Consider the following 21,483-nt stretch of genomic DNA (forward strand, 5'->3'; position numbering starts at 1 on the left):
TGCAGTCAGGGGTTTTGTTTTGGCGGTCGGAAAATTTGGGCGGTCGAATTTCAAGCATCTTCAATGCTAACGTCCTGCCTTTCTATGCAATGGCCTAATGCATGGCTATCATGCGTGCCTCATTGTGAGGCGAGACCTGCATGCTGACGTTGTTGAAACTTCTAAAAGATGGCCGATTCCACTCCGGGGAGGCGCTCGGTGCTGCCTTGGGTGTCAGTCGCAGTGCTGTATGGAAGCAGCTTCAGCATCTCGAGGCGGAATTGGGTCTACCTATCCATAAAGTGCGCGGCAGGGGGTATCAGTTGGCTGCGCCCCTGATACTGTTAAGTGCCGATGAAATAGCTCGGCATGTACCTGTTCCTGCATGGCCTGTTCATATCTCTGACTCCATTGACTCTACCAATGCCGAGGCATTGCGGCTGATTGAATCGGGTCGCACTGCGCCATTTCTTGTGCTTTCAGAACAGCAAACTGCAGGCAGGGGAAGGCGCGGACGAAAGTGGGTCAGTCCTTTCGCTCAAAACGTCTACTACAGCCTTGTGATGCGGATCGAAGGCGGCATGCGTCAGTTGGAAGGGCTAAGCCTGGTGGTCGGACTTGCAGTTATGCAGGCGCTGCGCGACGCGGGTGTTCGTGGTGCAGGGTTGAAGTGGCCAAATGACGTTTTGGTCGGGCAGAAAAAAATCGCCGGAATTCTCCTGGAACTGGTCGGGGATCCCGCTGACGTCTGTCACGTCGTTATTGGTATCGGCATCAACGTGAACATGCAGAAGGCGGATGAGGTCGATCAGCAATGGAGCTCCGTACAGTTGGAGAGCGGCAGTGCTGTTGATCGCAACTACCTGGTAGCGCGTCTTGGAGTGCAGCTGCAGGCTTATCTTGAGCGTCACCAGGCATCTGGCTTTTCGGCAATCCAGGGTGAGTGGGAGCAAAGCCATTTATGGCAGGGCCGGCCTGTATCGCTCATCGCGGGCGTGAACCAGATTGACGGCGTGGTGCTGGGGGTCGATGGGCAAGGTGCATTGCGGTTGAGCGTGGATGGTGTTGAGAAAGTATATAGCGGTGGTGAGCTAAGCCTGAGGTTGCGTGATGATTCTTGAGCTCGACTGTGGGAATAGCTTTATCAAATGGCGGGTACTTGAGTCGGATAAGGCTCGTATCTTTGCCGAAGGTGTCGTTGGGTCGGATGCCTCGCTGATCGACAGCCTGTTCGCGCTCACGGGGCTCGCGTTAAAACACTGCCGGCTGGTGAGTGTTCGCGCTTCGGATGAGACAAGTCAACTGGTCGCTACCCTGGTCGAGGCATTTGGCGTCAAGGTGCTGTGTGCTGCTTCGGCGAGGCAGATGGGTGGGGTGCGGAACGGGTACGAAGATTTCGAGCGCCTGGGACTGGATCGTTGGCTCGCGATGCTGGGTGGGTTTCAGCTGGCGTCGGGCGCGTGCCTGGTGCTCGATTTTGGCACCGCCGCAACAGCAGACTTCATTTCCGCAGACGGTGAGCATCTCGGCGGTTTCATTTGTCCGGGGATGCCGCTGATGCGTAATCAGCTTCGAACACATACCCGCAAAATACGCTATGACGATATCGCTGCTGAACGGGCTCTTGAGGCGCTGTCTCCAGGGCGCACAACTGTGGAGGCGGTAGAGCGCGGCTGTACGCTGATGCTGAGGGGCTTTGTGTTGACCCAGCTGGAGTTGGCTCGAAGCTATTGGGGGAGCGATTTTACCGTCTTCCTTACCGGTGGGGACGCTGAGCTCGTGGCTGACGCTGTGCCTCACGGTAGGCTTGTCCCTGATCTGGTTTTTGTTGGCTTGGCGATGGCGTGCCCTTTGTCCTGAGGTTTTTATGCGTTGGCTGTTTCTGCTTTTGCTGGTCCTCAATGTCTTCTATTACATCTGGCATCAGCAGGAGGCCCCTCTGCGCGCTAAAGATGTCACGCCTTTGGCTCTCTATCGTGGTTCTCAGCAAGATATCCGCCTGTTGAGCGAATCGGCTGATGCGATGGTTCGGCGAGACAGGGCAAAAGCGCCTGATGCGCAGGCGACGTGCTTGTATATCGGCGGTTTGCCTGATCAGAAAGAGGCTCAGTCCGTTGAGCAGCGCCTCACCAGCCTGGATATCAAGGTCAGGCTGCAGTCTCTGAACCTGCCTGATGCGTCGGGATACTGGCTGCGAGTGGCCCCTGAAAGCAGGCGTCTGGCCGATGATCTGCCCTTTGAAAACCTTGCTAATGAATTCAATGAGTTAAAACATAAAATAATGCCGTGCGAAGGCATTGCAACCTTCGAATAGTTTGCATAGAATGGCGCCCGCTTCGCAGTGAAGACCTTCTAGGTCGACAGGGTGAAGTGAAGGTCAACGCAGCTAACCTCATATTTTTTAATGAGAAAATGCTTGACAGAAGGCTGGCATGATGTAGAATGCCGGCTCGCTTAGGAGGGGTTCCCGAGCGGCCAAAGGGATCAGACTGTAAATCTGACGTCTACGACTTCGAAGGTTCGAATCCTTCCCCCTCCACCATTTTAGCGTGAGCTGCAAGCTCCGCGGGTATAGTTTAGTGGTAGAACCTCAGCCTTCCAAGCTGATGATGCGGGTTCGATTCCCGCTACCCGCTCCAAGTTTGCAGGTTGTGCAAGTTGTTTCGCTCTTGTAGCTCAGTTGGTAGAGCACACCCTTGGTAAGGGTGAGGTCAGCGGTTCAAATCCGCTCAAGAGCTCCATATAACAAGGCAGATATGAAAATATCTGCCTTTGTTTTAACAGCTACCTCCGGTTGAATATGCCCTCTCTCGCTGTTTTGTTTGGGTGGGTTTCAGGTCTGCAGGGGTTTGTTGTTGTAAAGTCTTTTTCAGATCGGCATAATTGTCGGCCTGATTTTGTTTTAGGTCAGTAGCTCAATTGGCAGAGCGACGGTCTCCAAAACCGTAGGTTGGGGGTTCGATTCCCTCCTGACCTGCCAGATTCACTTGGTGTGTCTGGCTTTCTTTTCACAGGATCTTCATAGATGACTCCTAAGGCTGAAGCTCAAGGCTCTCGCTTCGATCTGCTCAAGTGGCTTGTAGTAGTCGCTGTTGTGGTTGTAGGCGTTGTTGGCAACCAGTACTACTCTGGGTCGCCAATCCTGTACCGTGTCCTCGCATTGCTCGCCCTTGCTGCTGTTGCTGCCTTTGTTGGCCTGCAGACTGCAAAAGGCAAGTCGTTTGCGGTCCTGGTGAAGGAAGCTCGTACCGAGATCCGTAAAGTCGTTTGGCCGACTCGCCAAGAAACCACGCAGACCACGTTGATCGTGGTAGCTGTTGTTCTGGTTATGGCGTTGCTGTTGTGGGGGCTTGATTCCCTGCTCGGCTGGCTTGTTTCCTTGATTGTTGGCTAAGGGTGTCCCGTGGCTAAGCGTTGGTACGTTGTGCATGCTTACTCGGGTTACGAGAAGCATGTCATGCGCTCTTTGCTAGAGCGCGTAAAGCTGGCAGGCATGGAAGATGGCTTCGGCGAAATTCTGGTTCCCACTGAAGAAGTGGTTGAAATGCGTAATGGCCAGAAACGCAAAAGCGAACGTAAGTTCTTCCCTGGCTACGTGCTGGTTCAAATGGACATGAATGAGGGTACTTGGCACTTGGTCAAGGACACTCCTCGCGTCATGGGTTTCATCGGCGGTACCGCTGATAAGCCTGCTCCGATCACTGACAAAGAAGCAGAAGCAATTCTGCGTCGCGTTGCTGATGGTAGCGACAAGCCCAAGCCGAAGACGTTGTTCGAGCCGGGTGAGGTTGTTCGTGTCACAGATGGTCCGTTCGCTGATTTTAACGGCACCGTCGAAGAAGTTAACTACGAAAAGAGCCGGATCCAAGTGGCAGTGCTCATTTTCGGTCGCTCTACTCCGGTAGAGCTAGAGTTCAGCCAGGTCGAAAAAGTCTAGCTGAGCAAGCATCCCAACCCCGCAGCCTTAGGCTGTGGGGTTTTGTCGTCACTGGGATAAACGCGCAAGTAACCGGGGAGCCTTTCGAGGCGTTCGAACCCGTAATTGGAGTGCCTCATGGCCAAGAAGATTACCGCTTACATCAAGCTGCAAGTGAAGGCCGCTCAGGCCAACCCAAGCCCACCTGTTGGTCCAGCTCTGGGTCAGCACGGCGTGAACATCATGGAATTCTGCAAGGCCTTCAACGCCCGTACTCAGGGTATTGAGCCAGGTCTGCCGACTCCAGTGATCATCACTGTATACAGCGACCGTAGCTTCACCTTCGAAACCAAGTCGACCCCGGCTTCGGTTCTGTTGAAGAAAGCTGCTGGTCTGACTAGCGGTTCCGCTCGTCCTAACACCGTTAAGGTTGGCACCGTGACCCGTGCTCAGCTGGAAGAAATCGCGAAAACCAAAAACGCGGATCTGACTGCAGCTGATATGGATGCAGCCGTGCGTACCATCGCCGGTTCTGCTCGTAGCATGGGCCTTAACGTGGAGGGTGTGTAATGGCTAAGCTGACCAAGCGCCAAAAGGCTATCGCCGGCAAAATCGAAGCGGGCAAGTCCTACAACTTTGTAGACGCTGCTGCTCTGCTGACCGAGCTGTCGACTGTCAAGTTCAGCGAGTCTGTTGACGTTGCTGTAAACCTGGGCGTTGACCCACGTAAATCCGACCAGGTCGTTCGTAGCGCTACTGTGCTGCCACACGGTACTGGCAAGACCGTACGTGTAGCTGTCTTCACCCAAGGCCCAGCAGCTGAAGCTGCTCTGGCCGCCGGCGCCGATCGCGTTGGCATGGACGACCTGGCTGCCGAAATGAAAGGCGGCGACCTGAACTATGACGTCGTAATTGCTTCCCCGGATGCAATGCGCGTTGTAGGTCAGCTGGGTCAGATCCTTGGTCCACGTGGTCTGATGCCTAACCCTAAAGTCGGCACCGTGACTCCAGACGTAGCTACCGCGGTTAAAAACGCCAAGGCTGGTCAGGTTCGTTATCGCACCGACAAAAACGGCATCATTCACACCTCCGTTGGCAAAGTCGGCTTTGATGCCGTCAAGCTGAAGGAAAACGTTGAAGCCCTGATCGCTGATCTGAAGCGTATCAAGCCAGCTTCCTCGAAAGGTATCTACGTCAAGCGCGTTACCCTGAGCACCACTATGGGCCCAGGTCTGGTCATCGACCAAGGCTCGCTGGACGTATAAGACACAAATTGGCGCAAGTAATTGCGCCAATTGAAAGATTGGGGTCCCTGCCTGGCGGGGGCTATCCAAGACCGTAGGCGACGCAAGTCTTAAACCACAAGCCTACGCAGATGGTGCTCCCGGTTCCTTACCGAATCAGACACCAAAACGACATCCGGCCCAGGCCAGATGAAACGGTAACAAGCAGGAGTTAAACCCGTGGCAATTAATCTCGAAGACAAGAAGGCCATCGTCGCTGAAGTCAACGAGGCTGCCAAAGCTGCTCTGTCCGCTGTCGTGGCTGATGCCCGTGGTGTGACAGTAAGCGCTATGACCGGACTCCGTAAAGAGGCTCGTGAAGCTGGCGTATACGTACGTGTTGTACGTAACACTCTGCTCAAGCGCGCTGTTGCTGACACTGAATACAGTGTCCTCAACGACGTGTTCACTGGCCCGACCCTGATTGCGTTCTCCAAGGAACATCCTGGCGCTGCTGCCCGTTTGTTCAAGGAATTCGCCAAGGGTCAGGATAAGTTCGAGATCAAGGCAGCTGCGTTCGAGGGCAAGTTCCTCGCAGCTAACCAAATCGACGTACTGGCAACACTGCCGACCCGTAACGAAGCTATTTCTCAGCTGATGAGCGTGATTCAAGGCGCTACCAGCAAGTTGGCTCGTACTCTGGCCGCAGTTCGCGAGCAAAAAGAAGCTGCCGCAGCCTAAGGCTGAGCATCTCCTCTCGCGTATTTTTGTTTATTTCGATGGCCGCGTAGGCCGTCCCCCAATTCAGGAATTACAGCAATGTCTATCTCCCAAGACGATATCCTCAACGCCGTAGCTGAAATGTCGGTTCTGCAGGTTGTTGAGCTGATCAAAGCTTTCGAAGAAAAATTCGGTGTTTCCGCTGCCGCTGCTTCGGCTGGCCCAGCTGTTGCCGCTGTTGCTGCTGAAGAGCAAACCGAATTCAACGTCATGCTGCTGGAAGCTGGCGAGAAGAAAGTAAACGTGATCAAGGCAGTACGTGAACTGACCGGTCTGGGCCTGAAAGAAGCCAAGGCAGTAGTTGACGGCGCCCCTGCCCAGGTTCTGGAAGCAGTGTCGAAAGACGCAGCTGACAAAGCTAAAGCAGTGCTGGAAGAAGCAGGCGCTAAAGTCGAGCTGAAGTAAGCATCGACCTTGCGTCTCCAGCCCAAGCGTTAAGCTGAAGGCTGATGGCTGGTGGCTCTTGCCACCGGCCTTTTTCCGTTATTGGCAATCGACTCGGTCGTCGCCTATAACGCGCTGTAACCACCCGATGCGGTGGCGCAAACCATGGGGTTTGCAAGATTTTCTGGCTGCTCCCGTCGGGAGGGGCCAAACAAGCAGGTGACCAAGCTGGGGAACGCTGATGGCTTACTCATATACTGAGAAAAAACGTATCCGCAAGGACTTTAGCAAGTTGCCGGACGTCATGGATGTCCCGTACCTTCTGGCTATCCAGCTGGATTCGTATCGTGAATTCTTGCAGGCGGGAGCGACCAAAGATCAGTTCCGCGACGTGGGCCTGCATGCGGCCTTCAAATCCGTTTTCCCGATCATCAGCTACTCCGGCAATGCTGCGCTGGAGTACGTCGGTTATCGCCTGGGCGAACCGGCATTTGATGTCAAAGAATGCGTGTTGCGCGGTGTTACGTACGCCGTACCTTTGCGGGTAAAAGTCCGTCTGATCATCTTCGACAAAGAGTCGTCGAACAAAGCGATCAAGGACATCAAAGAGCAAGAAGTCTACATGGGTGAAATCCCCCTGATGACTGAGAACGGTACCTTCGTTATCAACGGTACCGAGCGCGTTATCGTTTCCCAGCTGCACCGTTCCCCGGGCGTGTTCTTTGACCACGACCGCGGCAAGACGCACAGCTCCGGCAAGCTCCTGTACTCCGCGCGGATCATTCCGTACCGCGGTTCGTGGTTGGACTTCGAGTTCGACCCGAAAGACTGCGTGTTCGTGCGTATCGACCGTCGTCGCAAGCTGCCGGCCTCGGTACTGCTGCGCGCGCTCGGCTATACCACTGAGCAAGTGCTGGACGCTTTCTACACCACTAACGTATTCCACCTGAGCGGCGAAACCCTCAGCCTGGAACTGGTGCCTCAGCGCCTGCGTGGTGAGATTGCCGTTCTGGACATCCAGGACGACAAAGGCAAGGTCATCGTTGAAGCCGGCCGCCGTATTACCGCGCGCCACATCAACCAGATCGAAAAAGCCGGTATCAAGACGCTGGAAGTGCCTCTGGACTACGTCCTGGGTCGCACCACCGCCAAGGTCATCGTGCACCCGGCCACCGGCGAAATCCTGGCTGAATGCAACACCGAGCTGAACACCGAGATCCTGGCGAAAATCGCCAAGTCCCAGGTTGTTCGCATCGAGACCCTGTACACCAACGACATCGACTGCGGCCCGTTCGTCTCCGACACCCTGAAGATCGACTCCACCAGCAACCAATTGGAAGCGCTGGTCGAGATCTATCGCATGATGCGTCCTGGCGAGCCACCAACCAAAGACGCTGCCGAGACCCTGTTCAACAACCTGTTCTTCAGCCCTGAGCGCTATGACCTGTCTGCGGTCGGCCGGATGAAGTTCAACCGTCGTATCGGTCGTACCGAGATCGAAGGTTCGGGCGTGCTGTGCAAGGAAGACATCGTCGCGGTACTGAAGACCCTGGTCGACATCCGTAACGGCAAAGGCATCGTCGATGACATCGACCACCTGGGTAACCGTCGTGTTCGCTGCGTAGGCGAAATGGCCGAGAACCAGTTCCGCGTTGGCCTGGTACGTGTTGAGCGTGCGGTCAAAGAGCGTCTGTCGATGGCCGAAAGCGAAGGCCTGATGCCGCAAGACCTGATCAACGCCAAGCCAGTGGCTGCGGCGGTGAAAGAGTTCTTCGGTTCCAGCCAGCTCTCGCAGTTCATGGACCAGAACAACCCGCTCTCCGAGATCACCCACAAGCGCCGTGTTTCCGCACTGGGCCCGGGCGGTCTGACTCGTGAGCGTGCAGGCTTTGAAGTCCGTGACGTACACCCGACTCACTACGGTCGTGTATGCCCGATTGAAACGCCGGAAGGTCCGAACATCGGCCTGATCAACTCCCTGGCTGCCTATGCGCGCACCAACCAGTACGGCTTCCTCGAGAGCCCGTACCGCGTGGTGAAAGACGCACTGGTCACCGACGAGATCGTGTTCCTGTCCGCCATCGAAGAAGCTGATCACGTGATCGCTCAGGCTTCGGCCACGATGAACGACAAGAAAATGCTGATCGACGAGCTGGTAGCTGTTCGTCACTTGAACGAGTTCACAGTCAAGGCGCCGGAAGACGTCACCTTGATGGACGTATCGCCGAAGCAGGTAGTTTCGGTTGCAGCGTCGCTGATCCCGTTCCTGGAACACGATGACGCCAACCGTGCGTTGATGGGTTCCAACATGCAGCGTCAAGCTGTACCGACCCTGCGCGCTGACAAGCCGCTGGTAGGTACCGGCATGGAGCGTAACGTAGCCCGTGACTCCGGCGTTTGCGTCGTGGCTCGTCGTGGCGGCGTGATCGACTCCGTTGATGCCAGCCGTATCGTGGTTCGTGTTGCCGATGACGAAGTTGAAACTGGCGAAGCCGGTGTCGACATCTACAACCTGACCAAATACACCCGCTCCAACCAGAACACCTGCATCAACCAGCGTCCGCTGGTCAGCAAGGGTGATCGGGTTCAGCGCAGCGACATCATGGCAGACGGTCCGTCCACCGATATGGGTGAGCTGGCACTGGGTCAGAACATGCGCATCGCGTTCATGGCCTGGAACGGTTACAACTTCGAAGACTCCATCTGCCTGTCCGAGCGTGTGGTTCAGGAAGATCGCTTCACCACGATCCACATTCAGGAACTGACCTGTGTGGCGCGTGACACCAAGCTTGGGCCAGAGGAAATCACTGCAGACATCCCGAACGTGGGTGAAGCTGCACTGAACAAGCTGGACGAAGCCGGTATCGTTTACGTAGGTGCTGAAGTTGGCGCAGGCGACATTCTGGTAGGTAAGGTCACTCCGAAAGGCGAGACCCAACTGACTCCGGAAGAGAAGCTGTTGCGTGCCATCTTCGGTGAAAAAGCCAGCGACGTTAAAGACACTTCCCTGCGTGTACCTACCGGTACCAAGGGCACTGTCATCGACGTACAGGTCTTCACCCGTGACGGCGTTGAGCGTGATGCTCGTGCGCTGTCCATCGAGAAGACCCAACTCGACGAGATCCGCAAGGATCTGAACGAAGAGTTCCGTATCGTTGAAGGCGCGACCTTCGAACGTCTGCGTTCCGCCCTGGTAGGCCACAAGGCTGAAGGCGGCGCAGGTCTGAAGAAAGGTCAGGACATCACCGACGAAGTACTCGACGGTCTTGAGCACGGGCAGTGGTTCAAACTGCGCATGGCTGAAGATGCTCTGAACGAGCAGCTCGAGAAGGCCCAGGCCTACATCGTCGATCGTCGCCGTCTGCTGGACGACAAGTTCGAAGACAAGAAGCGCAAACTGCAGCAGGGCGATGACCTGGCTCCAGGCGTGCTGAAAATCGTCAAGGTTTACCTGGCAATCCGTCGCCGCATCCAGCCGGGCGACAAGATGGCCGGTCGTCACGGTAACAAAGGTGTGGTCTCCGTGATCATGCCGGTTGAAGACATGCCGCACGATGCCAATGGCACCCCGGTAGACGTCGTCCTCAACCCGTTGGGCGTACCTTCGCGTATGAACGTTGGTCAGATCCTTGAAACCCACCTGGGCCTCGCGGCCAAAGGTCTGGGCGAGAAGATCAACCGTATGATCGAAGAGCAGCGCAAGGTCGCAGACCTGCGCAAGTTCCTGCACGAGATCTACAACGAGATCGGCGGTCGCAACGAAGAGCTGGACACCTTCTCCGACCAGGAAATCCTGGATCTGGCGAAGAACCTGCGCGGCGGCGTTCCAATGGCTACCCCGGTGTTCGACGGTGCCAAGGAAAGCGAAATCAAGGCCATGCTGAAACTGGCAGACCTGCCAGAAAGCGGCCAGATGCAGCTGTTCGACGGCCGTACCGGCAACAAGTTTGAGCGCCCGGTTACTGTTGGCTACATGTACATGCTGAAGCTGAACCACTTGGTAGACGACAAGATGCACGCTCGTTCTACCGGTTCGTACAGCCTGGTTACCCAGCAGCCGCTGGGTGGTAAGGCTCAGTTCGGTGGTCAGCGTTTCGGGGAGATGGAGGTCTGGGCACTGGAAGCATACGGTGCTGCTTACACTCTGCAAGAAATGCTCACAGTGAAGTCGGACGATGTGAACGGTCGGACCAAGATGTACAAAAACATCGTGGACGGCGATCACCGTATGGAGCCGGGCATGCCCGAGTCTTTCAACGTGTTGATCAAAGAAATTCGTTCCCTCGGCATCGATATCGATCTGGAAACCGAATAACACGTGACGCGAATCGAGAGCGGGGCTGTTTAGCCCGCTCTCTGCTCCGCCAGGAGGAAAGGCCTTGAAAGACCTACTGAATTTGCTGAAAAACCAGGGTCAAGTCGAAGAGTTCGACGCCATCCGTATTGGGTTGGCATCGCCTGAGATGATCCGTTCGTGGTCGTTCGGTGAAGTTAAAAAGCCGGAAACCATCAACTACCGTACGTTCAAACCAGAGCGTGACGGCCTGTTCTGCGCCAAGATCTTTGGCCCGGTAAAGGATTACGAGTGCCTGTGCGGTAAGTACAAGCGCTTGAAGCACCGTGGTGTGATCTGCGAGAAGTGCGGCGTTGAAGTTGCACTGGCCAAGGTTCGTCGTGAGCGCATGGCGCACATCGAGCTGGCTTCGCCGGTTGCCCACATCTGGTTCCTGAAATCACTGCCGTCCCGTATCGGCTTGCTGATGGACATGACCCTGCGTGATATCGAGCGCGTTCTCTACTTCGAGAGCTATGTCGTTATCGATCCAGGCATGACCACCCTTGAAAAGGGTCAGCTGCTGAACGACGAGCAGTACTTCGAAGCGCTGGAAGAGTTCGGCGACGATTTCGATGCCCGCATGGGTGCCGAAGCTGTCCGCGAACTGCTGCACGCCATCGACCTGGAACACGAGATTGGCCGTCTGCGTGAAGAAATTCCGCAAACCAACTCCGAAACCAAGATCAAGAAACTGTCCAAGCGTCTGAAGTTGATGGAAGCCTTCCAGGGTTCCGGCAACTTGCCAGAGTGGATGGTGCTGACCGTTCTGCCGGTTCTGCCGCCAGACCTGCGTCCGCTGGTGCCGTTGGATGGTGGTCGCTTCGCGACTTCCGACCTCAACGACCTGTACCGTCGCGTGATCAACCGTAACAACCGCTTGAAGCGTCTGCTCGACCTGTCCGCTCCGGACATCATCGTGCGCAACGAAAAGCGTATGTTGCAGGAAGCTGTCGATGCCCTGCTCGACAACGGTCGTCGTGGCCGCGCTATCACCGGTTCGAACAAGCGTCCTCTGAAATCCCTGGCTGACATGATCAAGGGTAAGCAGGGTCGTTTCCGTCAGAACTTGCTCGGTAAGCGTGTTGACTACTCCGGTCGTTCGGTAATTACCGTAGGCCCGACCCTGCGTCTGCACCAGTGCGGTCTGCCGAAGAAGATGGCTCTCGAGCTGTTCAAGCCGTTCATTTTCGGCAAGCTGGAAATGCGTGGTCTCGCGACCACCATCAAAGCTGCCAAGAAAATGGTCGAGCGCGAGCTGCCAGAGGTTTGGGACGTTCTCGCTGAAGTGATCCGTGAACACCCGGTTCTCCTCAACCGTGCACCGACCCTTCACCGTCTGGGTATCCAGGCGTTTGAACCAGTACTGATCGAAGGTAAGGCTATCCAGCTGCACCCGCTGGTCTGTGCTGCGTACAACGCCGACTTCGACGGCGACCAAATGGCCGTGCACGTACCGCTGACGCTGGAAGCCCAGCTGGAAGCGCGTGCGTTGATGATGTCGACCAACAACATTCTGTCGCCAGCCAACGGTGAGCCAATCATCGTTCCGTCGCAGGACGTTGTATTGGGTCTGTACTACATGACTCGTGAAGCGATCAACGCCAAGGGCGAAGGTCGTGTGTTCGCGGATCTGCAGGAAGTTGACCGTGTGTTCCGTGCCGGCGAAGCCGCACTGCACGCCAAGGTTAAAGTCCGCATCCACGAAACCATCAACGATCGTGACGGTGGCAGCGTCAAGAACACCCGTATCGTCGACACCACAGTCGGCCGTGCGCTGCTGTTCCAGGTTGTTCCACCTGGCCTGTCGTACGACGTGGTCAACCAGCCAATGAAGAAAAAGGCGATCTCCAAGCTGATCAACCAGTGCTACCGCGTGGTTGGTTTGAAAGAGACCGTTATCTTCGCTGACCAGTTGATGTACACCGGTTTTGCTTATTCGACCATTTCCGGCGTTTCCATCGGTGTTAACGACTTCGTTATCCCGGACGAGAAAGCCGCCATCATCGGTGCTGCCACCGATGAAGTGAAAGAGATCGAAAGCCAGTACGCCTCCGGCCTGGTAACCCAGGGCGAGAAGTACAACAAAGTGATCGACCTTTGGTCCAAGGCCAACGACGAAGTGTCGAAGGCGATGATGTCGAACCTCTCGAAAGAGCGTGTTATCGACCGTCATGGCGTGGAAGTCGATCAAGAGTCGTTCAACTCGATGTACATGATGGCCGACTCGGGCGCACGGGGTTCTGCTGCGCAGATCCGTCAGCTCGCCGGTATGCGTGGCCTGATGGCCAAGCCGGACGGTTCCATCATCGAAACGCCGATTACTGCGAACTTCCGTGAAGGTTTGAGCGTACTTCAGTACTTCATCTCGACTCACGGTGCTCGTAAAGGTCTGGCGGATACCGCGTTGAAAACCGCTAACTCCGGTTACCTGACTCGTCGTCTGGTAGACGTTGCGCAAGACTTGGTTGTGACTGAAGTTGACTGCGGCACCGAACACGGTCTGCTGATGACTCCGCACATCGAAGGCGGCGACGTTGTAGAACCGTTGGGTGAGCGCGTACTGGGTCGAGTAATCGCCCGTGACGTATTCAAGCCAGGTACCGAGGAAGTCATCGTTCCTGCCGGCACCCTGGTAGACGAGAAGTGGGTCGAGTTCATCGAACTCAACAGCATCGACGAAGTGATTGTTCGCTCGCCGATCAGCTGCGAAACCCGCTACGGCATTTGCGCCAAGTGCTACGGCCGTGACTTGGCTCGTGGTCACCAGGTGAACATCGGTGAAGCGGTCGGCGTTATCGCTGCCCAGTCCATCGGTGAGCCAGGTACCCAGCTGACCATGCGTACGTTCCACATCGGTGGTGCGGCAAGCCGGACCTCCGCAGCCGACAGCGTTCAGGTGAAGAATGGCGGTACCGTCCGTCTGCACAACCTGAAGCACGTTGAGCGAGTGGATGGCCACCTGGTTGCTGTGTCCCGTTCCGGTGAGCTGGCAATCGCTGATGACTACGGTCGTGAGCGTGAGCGTTACAAGCTGCCGTACGGTGCTGTGATTTCGGTTAAAGAAGGTGACAAGGTCGACGCTGGCGCAATCGTGGCCAAGTGGGATCCGCACACTCACCCAATCGTTACCGAAATGAAAGGTACCGTGACCTACGTGGGCATGGAAGAAGGCATCACGATCAAGCGTCAGACTGACGAATTGACCGGTATGACCAACATTGAAGTACTCGACGCCAAAGACCGTCCAGCTGCAGGCAAAGATATCCGTCCTGCCGTGAAGATGGTTGATGACAACGGCAAGGATCTGTTGCTGCCAGGCACTGACGTTATCGCTCAGTACTTCCTGCCAGCCAACGCCCTGGTCGGTGTTGCGGATGGTGCGAAGATCGCGATCGGTGATGTTATCGCTCGTATCCCGCAAGAAACTTCGAAGACCCGTGACATCACCGGTGGTCTGCCGCGTGTTGCCGACTTGTTCGAAGCTCGTCGTCCGAAAGAAGCGTCGATTCTGGCTGAAGTCAGCGGCACCATCGCGTTCGGTAAAGAGACCAAGGGCAAGCGCCGCCTGGTTATCACCCCGAACGACGGTAGCGATCCGTACGAAGAGCTGATTCCGAAGTGGCGTCACCTGAACGTTTTCGAAGGCGAACAGGTAAACCGCGGCGAAGTTATCTCCGACGGCCCGAGCGATCCACACGACATCCTGCGTCTGCTGGGTGTGAGTGCGCTGGCCAAGTACATCGTTAACGAGATCCAGGACGTTTACCGTCTGCAAGGCGTGAAGATCAACGATAAGCACATCGAGACCATCCTGCGTCAGATGCTGCGTAAAGTTGAAATCGCTGAATCCGGCGATTCGAGTTTCATCAAGGGCGACCAGATGGAACTGACTCACGTACTGGTAGAGAACGAGCGCCTGGCGAACGACGAGAAATTCGTTTCCAAGTTCACTCGTGTGTTGCTGGGTATCACCAAGGCGTCGCTGTCCACTGAGTCGTTCATCTCGGCGGCCTCCTTCCAGGAGACCACTCGCGTACTGACCGAAGCAGCGGTAACCGGCAAGCGCGATTACCTGCGCGGCCTGAAAGAAAACGTGGTTGTGGGTCGTCTGATCCCGGCCGGTACCGGTTTGGCCTACCACAGCGAGCGTAAGCGTCGCCGTGAACTCGACAAGCCGTTGCGCGTAAGCGCCAGTGAAGTGGAAGCTGCACTGACCGAAGCGCTGAACTCAAGCGGTAACTGAGTTCTGCGGTAAATAAGACCGGGCCCTGGCAGCCCCGTTCGTCGGATCGAGACAGATTTGTCCCGGTTCGATGGAAGGGGAGGTCGGGGCCTTGCCTTGACTGGGGACAAGATCCTCTTTAGACTCTTGTACCCCTAAATTTGGCGGGAATTCGTTCCTGCCATTTTGCTTTTCTTGCAAGACAATAGCGTCGCAAGACAACAGTGGAGCTAGTAGATGGCAACTATCAACCAGCTGGTACGTCAGCCGCGTAAGCGTATCGTCGAGAAATCCGACGTGCCTGCGCTGCAGAACTGCCCGCAACGTCGTGGCGTATGCACTCGCGTGTATACCACTACGCCGAAAAAACCTAACTCGGCACTGCGTAAAGTATGCCGTGTGCGCCTGACCAACGGTTTCGAGGTTTCCTCGTACATCGGCGGTGAAGGTCACAACCTGCAAGAGCACAGCGTGGTACTGATCCGCGGCGGTCGTGTAAAAGACTTGCCAGGTGTTCGTTACCACACCGTACGCGGCTCCTTGGATACTTCCGGCGTTAAAGGTCGTAACCAGGGTCGTTCGAAGTACGGTACCAAGAAGCCTAAGTAGTAGCGGCTTTTTGTAAAACTGAATCATCTTATTTTCTGAGTCGATAAGAGTAAGGTCGGAGGCGTCCCGAAAGGGCACCGATTCCGAGCGAACCTGAAGACCGTTTGAGGGCTTATCCATGCCAAGAAGACGCGTAGCAGCCAAGCGCGAAGTGCTTGACGATCCAAAATACGGAAGCCAAATCCTGGCCAAGTTCATGAACCACGTAATGGAAAGCGGCAAGAAAGCCGTTGCCGAGCGTATCGTTTATGGCGCGCTGGAAAAGGTTAAAGAACGCAAGAACAGCGACCCCCTGGAAATCTTCGAGAAAGCTCTCGACGCCATCGCTCCGCTGGTCGAAGTGAAGTCGCGCCGTGTAGGCGGTGCTACTTACCAGGTTCCGGTTGAAGTTCGCCCGTCCCGTCGTAACGCTTTGGCAATGCGCTGGTTGGTAGACTTCGCCCGTAAGCGCGGCGAGAAGTCTATGGCCCTGCGTTTGGCTGGCGAACTGTTGGACGCTGCTGAAGGTAAAGGTGCTGCTGTTAAGAAGCGTGAAGACGTGCACCGTATGGCTGAAGCCAACAAAGCTTTCTCGCACTACCGCTTCTAATTCTAGCTTCACTAATTTTGCGAGGGCTTTATGGCTCGTACTACTCCGATTAGCCGCTACCGTAACATCGGTATCGTTGCTCACGTGGATGCTGGTAAAACCACCACCACCGAGCGCGTACTGTTTTACACCGGCAAAAGTCACAAAATGGGCGAGGTGCATGACGGCGCCGCGACCACAGACTGGATGGTTCAGGAGCAGGAGCGTGGTATTACCATTACTTCTGCTGCTATTACCGCCTTCTGGAAAGGTTCCGAGAAGCAGTACAAGGACGAGCACCGCTTCAACGTAATCGATACCCCGGGCCACGTAGACTTCACCATTGAAGTTGAGCGTTCCCTGCGCGTACTCGACGGCGCTGTCGTTGTGTTCTGCGGTACTTCGGGTGTTGAGCCTCAGTCGGAAACCGTATGGCGTCAGGCCAACAAGTACGGCGTTCCACGTCTTGTTTACGTAAACAAGATGGACCGTGCTGGTGCCAACTTCCTGCGCGTGATCGGTCAGATCAAACAGCGTCTGGGTCACACTCCGGTGCCAATCCAGTTGGCTATCGGTTCCGAAGACAACTTCCAGGGTCAGATCGATCTGATCAACATGGAAGCTGTTTACTGGAATGACGCTGACAAAGGCATGGTTCCTGTTCGTAAGCCTATCCCTGCAGAACTGCAGGAGCTGGCTGACGAGTGGCGTAACAACATGGTTGAGGCTGCTGCTGAAGCCAGCGAAGAGCTGATGAACAAGTACCTCGAAGGTGAAGAACTCACCAACGTGGAAATCAAGGCCGCTCTGCGTCAGCGTACTATCGCTGGTGAGATCGTTCTGGCTGTTTGCGGTTCTTCCTTCAAGAACAAGGGTGTTCCCCTGGTTCTCGACGCCGTTATCGACTACCTGCCTGCTCCAACCGACATTCCTGCTATCAAGGGTACCAACCCTGATAACGAGGAAGAAGAGATGGAGCGTCACGCCGATGACAGCGAGCCGTTCTCGGCTCTGGCGTTCAAGATCGCTACTGACCCATTCGTGGGTACTTTGACCTTCGTCCGCGTTTACTCGGGCGTGTTGGCCTCCGGCGACGGCGTGATCAACTCGGTTAAAGGCAAGAAAGAGCGTGTGGGTCGTATGGTGCAAATGCACGCAAACGCCCGTGAAGAGATCAAGGAAGTACGCGCTGGTGACATCGCGGCCCTGATCGGCATGAAGGACGTCACCACTGGTGAGACCTTGTGCGACGCTGCCAAGCCAATCATCCTGGTTCGCATGGACTTCCCGGAGCCGGTTATTTCGGTTGCCGTTGAGCCTAAGACCAAGGATGACCAGGAAAAAATGGGTATCGCTCTGGGCAAGCTTGCTCAGGAAGATCCATCTTTCCGCGTCAAGACTGATGAAGAGACTGGTCAAACGATCATCTCCGGCATGGGCGAGCTTCACCTGGACATCCTGGTTGACCGGATGCGCCGTGAGTTCAACGTCGAAGCCAACATCGGTAAGCCTCAGGTTTCCTATCGTGAGCGCATCACGAAGAACTGCGAAATCGAAGGCAAATTCGTTCGTCAGTCCGGCGGTCGTGGCCAGTTCGGCCATTGCTGGATCCGTTTTGCTCCTGCTGATGAAGGTCAGGAAGGTCTGCAATTCGTGAACGAAGTAGTGGGCGGTGTTGTTCCTAAGGAATACATCCCGGCTATCCAGAAGGGTATCGAAGAGCAGATGAAGAACGGTGTTGTTGCCGGCTATCCGCTCATCGGCCTGAAGGCGACCGTTTTTGACGGTTCTTACCACGACGTCGACTCCAACGAGATGGCGTTTAAGGTGGCTGCTTCCATGGCTACCAAGCAACTGGCCCAGAAGGGCGGTGGTGAGTTGCTTGAGCCAATCATGGCAGTAGAAGTCGTTACGCCTGAAGACTACATGGGTGACGTGATGGGCGACCTTAACCGTCGTCGCGGCATGATCTTGGGTATGGAAGATACGGTTTCCGGCAAAGTGATTCGTGCCGAGGTTCCGTTGGGCGAGATGTTCGGTTATGCGACCGACGTTCGTTCCATGTCTCAGGGTCGCGCAAGCTACTCTATGGAATTCAAAAAATACAACACAGCTCCGGCGCACATCGCTGAAACTGTATCCAAAAAACAAGGCTGATTCAGTCCTTTAGGCAAGGAGTTAATTGTCGTGGCTAAAGAAAAATTTGATCGTTCCCTACCGCACGTAAACGTTGGCACTATCGGCCACGTTGACCACGGTAAAACCACTCTGACCGCTGCTCTGACTCGCGTCTGCTCCGAAGTTTTCGGTTCGGCTCGTGTTGACTTCGACAAGATCGACAGCGCACCAGAAGAAAAAGCTCGTGGTATCACCATCAACACCGCGCACGTTGAGTACAACTCGCTGATCCGTCACTACGCTCACGTTGACTGCCCAGGTCACGCTGACTATGTGAAGAACATGATCACCGGTGCTGCCCAGATGGACGGCGCGATCCTGGTTTGCTCGGCCGCTGATGGTCCGATGCCACAAACCCGTGAGCACATCCTGCTGTCCCGTCAGGTAGGCGTTCCGTACATCGTGGTTTTCCTGAACAAGGCTGACCTGGTAGACGACGCTGAGCTGCTGGAACTGGTTGAGATGGAAGTGCGCGATCTGCTGAGCACTTACGACTTCCCGGGCGACGACACTCCGATCATCATCGGTTCTGCTCGTATGGCTCTGGACGGTCTTGACGACAACGAAATGGGCACCACTGCCGTTCGTAAACTGGTTGAGACTCTGGACAGCTACATCCCAGATCCAGTTCGTGTTATCGACAAGCCGTTCCTGATGCCAATCGAAGACGTATTCTCGATCTCCGGTCGTGGTACTGTTGTGACTGGTCGTATCGAGCGCGGTATCGTTAAGGTTCAAGATCCACTGGAAATCGTTGGTCTGCGTGACACTACCGTCACCACCTGCACCGGTGTTGAAATGTTCCGTAAACTGCTCGACGAAGGTCGTGCAGGCGAGAACTGCGGCGTTCTGCTGCGTGGTACCAAGCGTGACGACGTTGAGCGTGGCCAGGTTCTGGTCAAGCCAGGTTCGGTTAAGCCGCACACTACCTTCGAAGCTGAAGTGTACGTGTTGAGCAAAGAAGAAGGCGGTCGTCACACTCCGTTCTTCAAAGGCTACCGTCCACAGTTCTACTTCCGGACCACTGACGTGACCGGTAACTGCGAACTGCCGGAAGGCGTTGAAATGGTAATGCCAGGCGACAACATCAAAATGGTTGTCACCCTGATCAAAACCATCGCAATGGAAGATGGTCTGCGTTTCGCTATCCGTGAAGGCGGTCGTACCGTCGGCGCTGGCGTCGTAGCCAAAATCATCGCTTAATAAGTGATGACTTGAAAAAGCCCCCGCTCAGCGGGGGCTTTTTTATTGAGTTGACACCCATATGGGGCGTCTATAGAATTGCGCCTCCTTTTAACGGGCGTGTTGCGCTCGCTGGGAATAGCAGCCGGAGTCTGAAATCCAATGGCAAATCAGCAAATTCGTATCAGGTTGAAGGCTTTTGACCACAAACTGATCGACCAATCCACCCAGGAAATCGTGGAAACCGCGAAACGTACTGGTGCTCAAGTGCGTGGTCCAATTCCACTGCCTACCCGTAAAGAGCGGTTCACCGTTCTGGTCTCCCCGCACGTCAACAAAGACGCGCGTGACCAGTACGAGATCCGTACTCATAAGCGCGTGCTGGACATCGTCCTGCCAACGGATAAAACCGTTGATGCACTTATGAAGCTTGATCTGGCGGCCGGTGTGGAAGTACAGATCAGCCTCGGCTAAGACTTGGGTCTTAGTCGTGTAACGCTCTGAAATGGGCGGCCATAGCGGGTGAAAGCCCCGTACACTCATGAGGTTTACAACATGACTATTGGTGTAGTCGGTCGTAAATGCGGTATGACCCGTATTTTCACCGAAGAAGGTGTCTCCATTCCGGTCACGGTCATTGAGATCGAACCGAATCGCGTCACCCAGTTTAAAACTGAAGAAACCGATGGCTATCGTGCAGTGCAAGTCACTGTCGGCGAGCGTCGTGCTTCGCGTGTGACTGCTGCTCAAGCAGGTCACTTCGCTAAAGCAAACGTTGCAGCTGGTCGTACTGTCATGGAGTTCCGTCTTGAAGACGGCGACTACCAGGCTGGCGATCTGATCAACGCTGAAATCTTCGCCGCTGGTCAACTGGTTGATGTAACCGGTCAGTCCAAGGGTAAAGGCTTCCAGGGTACGATCAAGCGTTGGAATTTCCGTGGCCAAGACAACACTCACGGTAACTCCGTTTCCCACCGCGTCCCGGGCTCTATTGGCCAGTGCCAGACTCCTGGTCGTGTATTCAAGGGCAAAAAAATGTCCGGTCATATGGGCGCTGAGCGCGTGACCGTGCAGTCCCTCGAAGTAGTGCGCGTCGACGCTGAACGCAATCTGTTGTTGGTCAAGGGTGCTGTTCCTGGCGCTACTGGCGGCAACCTGGTTGTACGTCCAGCGGCCAAGGCTCGCGGTTAAGGGGAAGCTGACATGCAATTAAACGTAAATGACGCTCAAGCGATCGAAGTTTCCGAACTGACATTTGGCGGCGAATTCAACGAGACGCTGGTTCACCAAGCAGTCGTGGCCTACATGGCCGGCGGCCGTCAAGGTAGCAAGCAGCAAAAGACCCGTTCCGACGTTCGTGGTGGCGGTAAGCGCCCTTGGCGTCAGAAAGGTACTGGCCGCGCTCGTGCCGGTACTATCCGTAGCCCAATCTGGCGTGGCGGCGGTACCACTTTCGCAGCACGTCCACAGGATCACACCCAGAAGCTCAACAAGAAGATGTATCGCGCAGCACTGCGCTCCATCCTTGCTGAACTCGTGCGTACTGATCGTCTGGTCGTGGTTCAGGACTTCGCTGTTGAAGCGCCGAAAACCAAAGATCTGCTGAACAAGCTGAACGGCATGGGCCTGACTGACGTCCTGATCGTGTCTGAAGCTGTTGATCAGAACCTGTACCTGGCTGCTCGCAACCTGCCACACGTTGATGTACGTGACGTGCAAGGTTCCGATCCAGTTAGTCTGATCGCATACGACAAGGTGTTGATCACCGTGTCGGCCGTGAAGAAATTCGAGGAGCTGCTGGGATGAACCAGGAACGCGTATTTAAAGTTCTGCTTGGCCCGCACGTTTCCGAAAAGGCTACGGTTCTGGCTGACAAGAAAGGCCAGTTCGTTTTCAAGGTTGCAACTGACGCAACCAAGCTGGAAATCAAGAAGGCCGTCGAAAGCCTGTTCAGCGTGAAAGTAGAGCGTGTTACTACCCTGAATGTTCTGGGTAAGAGCAAGCGCACTGCTCGCGGTCTGGGCAAGCGTAATGACTGGAAGAAGGCAGTTATCTCCCTTCAGCCAGGCCAAGATCTCGATTTCAGCAGCAGTGCTGAGTAAGGAA

Annotated in this window: 19 protein-coding genes and 4 tRNA genes; all 23 read left to right on the top strand. The window is 55.4% G+C overall.

Features of this window, described 5'->3' with window-relative positions:
- The first annotated feature begins 140 nt into the window (after positions 1-140).
- The 23 genes from birA to rplW all read left to right on the top strand — a co-directional run bounded on the left by birA (position 141) and on the right by rplW (position 21,479).
- On the top strand, positions 141-1,100 hold the full coding sequence (gene birA / locus HX814_RS17705; RefSeq protein WP_003210105.1) for a bifunctional biotin--[acetyl-CoA-carboxylase] ligase/biotin operon repressor BirA: 960 nt from the start codon (positions 141-143) through the stop codon (positions 1,098-1,100).
- Complete coding sequence (locus tag HX814_RS17710; RefSeq protein WP_003210103.1) at positions 1,090-1,839, top strand: pantothenate kinase; 750 nt, start codon at positions 1,090-1,092, stop codon at positions 1,837-1,839. The genes birA and HX814_RS17710 overlap by 11 nt, the downstream gene beginning before the upstream one ends.
- A gap of 7 nt (positions 1,840-1,846) precedes the next feature.
- A complete protein-coding gene (locus tag HX814_RS17715; RefSeq protein WP_087692334.1) occupies positions 1,847-2,293 on the top strand; it encodes a hypothetical protein in 447 nt (148 codons plus the stop codon).
- A gap of 143 nt (positions 2,294-2,436) precedes the next feature.
- Positions 2,437-2,521, top strand: a tRNA-Tyr gene (locus HX814_RS17720).
- A gap of 23 nt (positions 2,522-2,544) precedes the next feature.
- Positions 2,545-2,618: transfer RNA gene (locus tag HX814_RS17725), tRNA-Gly, on the top strand.
- A 26-nt stretch (positions 2,619-2,644) separates the two neighbouring features.
- Positions 2,645-2,720, top strand: a tRNA-Thr gene (locus HX814_RS17730).
- A gap of 163 nt (positions 2,721-2,883) precedes the next feature.
- Positions 2,884-2,959 (top strand) — tRNA-Trp (locus tag HX814_RS17735).
- 45 nt (positions 2,960-3,004) lie between these two features.
- Positions 3,005-3,373, top strand: coding sequence for a preprotein translocase subunit SecE (gene secE / locus HX814_RS17740; RefSeq protein ID WP_003210099.1), 369 nt, complete (start codon positions 3,005-3,007; stop codon positions 3,371-3,373).
- A gap of 9 nt (positions 3,374-3,382) precedes the next feature.
- Positions 3,383-3,916 carry a transcription termination/antitermination protein NusG gene (gene nusG / locus HX814_RS17745; protein ID WP_003176436.1) on the top strand — a complete coding sequence of 178 codons (534 nt, stop codon included), beginning with the start codon at positions 3,383-3,385 and terminating at the stop codon, positions 3,914-3,916.
- Between the two features lie 117 nt (positions 3,917-4,033).
- On the top strand, positions 4,034-4,465 hold the full coding sequence (gene rplK / locus HX814_RS17750; RefSeq protein ID WP_003210097.1) for a 50S ribosomal protein L11: 432 nt from the start codon (positions 4,034-4,036) through the stop codon (positions 4,463-4,465).
- Positions 4,465-5,160, top strand: a complete 696-nt coding sequence (gene rplA, locus HX814_RS17755) for a 50S ribosomal protein L1 (protein WP_003176434.1) — start codon at positions 4,465-4,467, stop codon at positions 5,158-5,160. The genes rplK and rplA overlap by 1 nt, the downstream gene beginning before the upstream one ends.
- Positions 5,161-5,358: 198 nt before the next feature.
- Positions 5,359-5,859: a 50S ribosomal protein L10 gene (gene rplJ, locus HX814_RS17760; protein WP_003210095.1), complete on the top strand. Its 501-nt coding sequence runs from the start codon at positions 5,359-5,361 to the stop codon at positions 5,857-5,859.
- 78 nt (positions 5,860-5,937) lie between these two features.
- Positions 5,938-6,303 (top strand): 50S ribosomal protein L7/L12, encoded by a 366-nt coding sequence (gene rplL, locus HX814_RS17765; protein WP_003210093.1) that lies wholly within the window; start codon positions 5,938-5,940, stop codon positions 6,301-6,303.
- Between the two features lie 220 nt (positions 6,304-6,523).
- The gene (gene rpoB / locus HX814_RS17770; protein WP_008436421.1) at positions 6,524-10,597 is read left to right on the top strand and encodes a DNA-directed RNA polymerase subunit beta; all 4,074 of its coding nucleotides are present in this window, start codon (positions 6,524-6,526) and stop codon (positions 10,595-10,597) included.
- Between the two features lie 64 nt (positions 10,598-10,661).
- A complete protein-coding gene (gene rpoC / locus HX814_RS17775) occupies positions 10,662-14,861 on the top strand; it encodes a DNA-directed RNA polymerase subunit beta' (protein WP_003210090.1) in 4,200 nt (1,399 codons plus the stop codon).
- Between the two features lie 216 nt (positions 14,862-15,077).
- Positions 15,078-15,449: a 30S ribosomal protein S12 gene (gene rpsL / locus HX814_RS17780; RefSeq protein WP_002555494.1), complete on the top strand. Its 372-nt coding sequence runs from the start codon at positions 15,078-15,080 to the stop codon at positions 15,447-15,449.
- A 118-nt stretch (positions 15,450-15,567) separates the two neighbouring features.
- Entirely contained in the window at positions 15,568-16,038 is a 471-nt protein-coding gene (gene rpsG, locus HX814_RS17785; protein ID WP_002555493.1) for a 30S ribosomal protein S7, read from the top strand.
- 30 nt (positions 16,039-16,068) lie between these two features.
- On the top strand, positions 16,069-18,174 hold the full coding sequence (gene fusA, locus HX814_RS17790) for an elongation factor G (RefSeq protein ID WP_003210087.1): 2,106 nt from the start codon (positions 16,069-16,071) through the stop codon (positions 18,172-18,174).
- A 30-nt stretch (positions 18,175-18,204) separates the two neighbouring features.
- The gene (gene tuf, locus HX814_RS17795; protein ID WP_003210085.1) at positions 18,205-19,398 is read left to right on the top strand and encodes an elongation factor Tu; all 1,194 of its coding nucleotides are present in this window, start codon (positions 18,205-18,207) and stop codon (positions 19,396-19,398) included.
- A 141-nt stretch (positions 19,399-19,539) separates the two neighbouring features.
- The gene (rpsJ, locus tag HX814_RS17800) at positions 19,540-19,851 is read left to right on the top strand and encodes a 30S ribosomal protein S10 (protein ID WP_003210084.1); all 312 of its coding nucleotides are present in this window, start codon (positions 19,540-19,542) and stop codon (positions 19,849-19,851) included.
- Positions 19,852-19,932: 81 nt separating this feature from the next.
- On the top strand, positions 19,933-20,568 hold the full coding sequence (gene rplC, locus HX814_RS17805) for a 50S ribosomal protein L3 (RefSeq protein ID WP_003194649.1): 636 nt from the start codon (positions 19,933-19,935) through the stop codon (positions 20,566-20,568).
- 12 nt (positions 20,569-20,580) lie between these two features.
- Positions 20,581-21,183, top strand: a complete 603-nt coding sequence (rplD, locus tag HX814_RS17810) for a 50S ribosomal protein L4 (protein ID WP_003210082.1) — start codon at positions 20,581-20,583, stop codon at positions 21,181-21,183.
- Positions 21,180-21,479: a 50S ribosomal protein L23 gene (rplW, locus tag HX814_RS17815; protein WP_002555488.1), complete on the top strand. Its 300-nt coding sequence runs from the start codon at positions 21,180-21,182 to the stop codon at positions 21,477-21,479. Before rplD ends, rplW begins: the two co-directional genes overlap by 4 nt.
- The last annotated feature ends 4 nt before the right edge of the window (positions 21,480-21,483 follow it).

The organism is Pseudomonas sp. C8002 (assembly GCF_013385765.1).
Lineage (GTDB): Bacteria > Pseudomonadota > Gammaproteobacteria > Pseudomonadales > Pseudomonadaceae > Aquipseudomonas.

What these genes read in the sequence shown, in the direction of transcription:
- birA (WP_003210105.1), top strand. Translation starts at nt 141, where the DNA reads ATGCTGACGTTGTTGAAACTTCTAAAAGATGGCCGATTCCACTCCGGG.
- HX814_RS17710 (WP_003210103.1), top strand. Translation starts at nt 1,090, where the DNA reads ATGATTCTTGAGCTCGACTGTGGGAATAGCTTTATCAAATGGCGGGTA.
- HX814_RS17715 (WP_087692334.1), top strand. Translation starts at nt 1,847, where the DNA reads ATGCGTTGGCTGTTTCTGCTTTTGCTGGTCCTCAATGTCTTCTATTAC.
- secE (WP_003210099.1), top strand. Translation starts at nt 3,005, where the DNA reads ATGACTCCTAAGGCTGAAGCTCAAGGCTCTCGCTTCGATCTGCTCAAG.
- rplK (WP_003210097.1), top strand. Translation starts at nt 4,034, where the DNA reads ATGGCCAAGAAGATTACCGCTTACATCAAGCTGCAAGTGAAGGCCGCT.
- rplA (WP_003176434.1), top strand. Translation starts at nt 4,465, where the DNA reads ATGGCTAAGCTGACCAAGCGCCAAAAGGCTATCGCCGGCAAAATCGAA.
- rplL (WP_003210093.1), top strand. Translation starts at nt 5,938, where the DNA reads ATGTCTATCTCCCAAGACGATATCCTCAACGCCGTAGCTGAAATGTCG.
- rpoB (WP_008436421.1), top strand. Translation starts at nt 6,524, where the DNA reads ATGGCTTACTCATATACTGAGAAAAAACGTATCCGCAAGGACTTTAGC.
- rpsL (WP_002555494.1), top strand. Translation starts at nt 15,078, where the DNA reads ATGGCAACTATCAACCAGCTGGTACGTCAGCCGCGTAAGCGTATCGTC.
- rpsG (WP_002555493.1), top strand. Translation starts at nt 15,568, where the DNA reads ATGCCAAGAAGACGCGTAGCAGCCAAGCGCGAAGTGCTTGACGATCCA.
- fusA (WP_003210087.1), top strand. Translation starts at nt 16,069, where the DNA reads ATGGCTCGTACTACTCCGATTAGCCGCTACCGTAACATCGGTATCGTT.
- rpsJ (WP_003210084.1), top strand. Translation starts at nt 19,540, where the DNA reads ATGGCAAATCAGCAAATTCGTATCAGGTTGAAGGCTTTTGACCACAAA.
- rplC (WP_003194649.1), top strand. Translation starts at nt 19,933, where the DNA reads ATGACTATTGGTGTAGTCGGTCGTAAATGCGGTATGACCCGTATTTTC.
- rplD (WP_003210082.1), top strand. Translation starts at nt 20,581, where the DNA reads ATGCAATTAAACGTAAATGACGCTCAAGCGATCGAAGTTTCCGAACTG.
- rplW (WP_002555488.1), top strand. Translation starts at nt 21,180, where the DNA reads ATGAACCAGGAACGCGTATTTAAAGTTCTGCTTGGCCCGCACGTTTCC.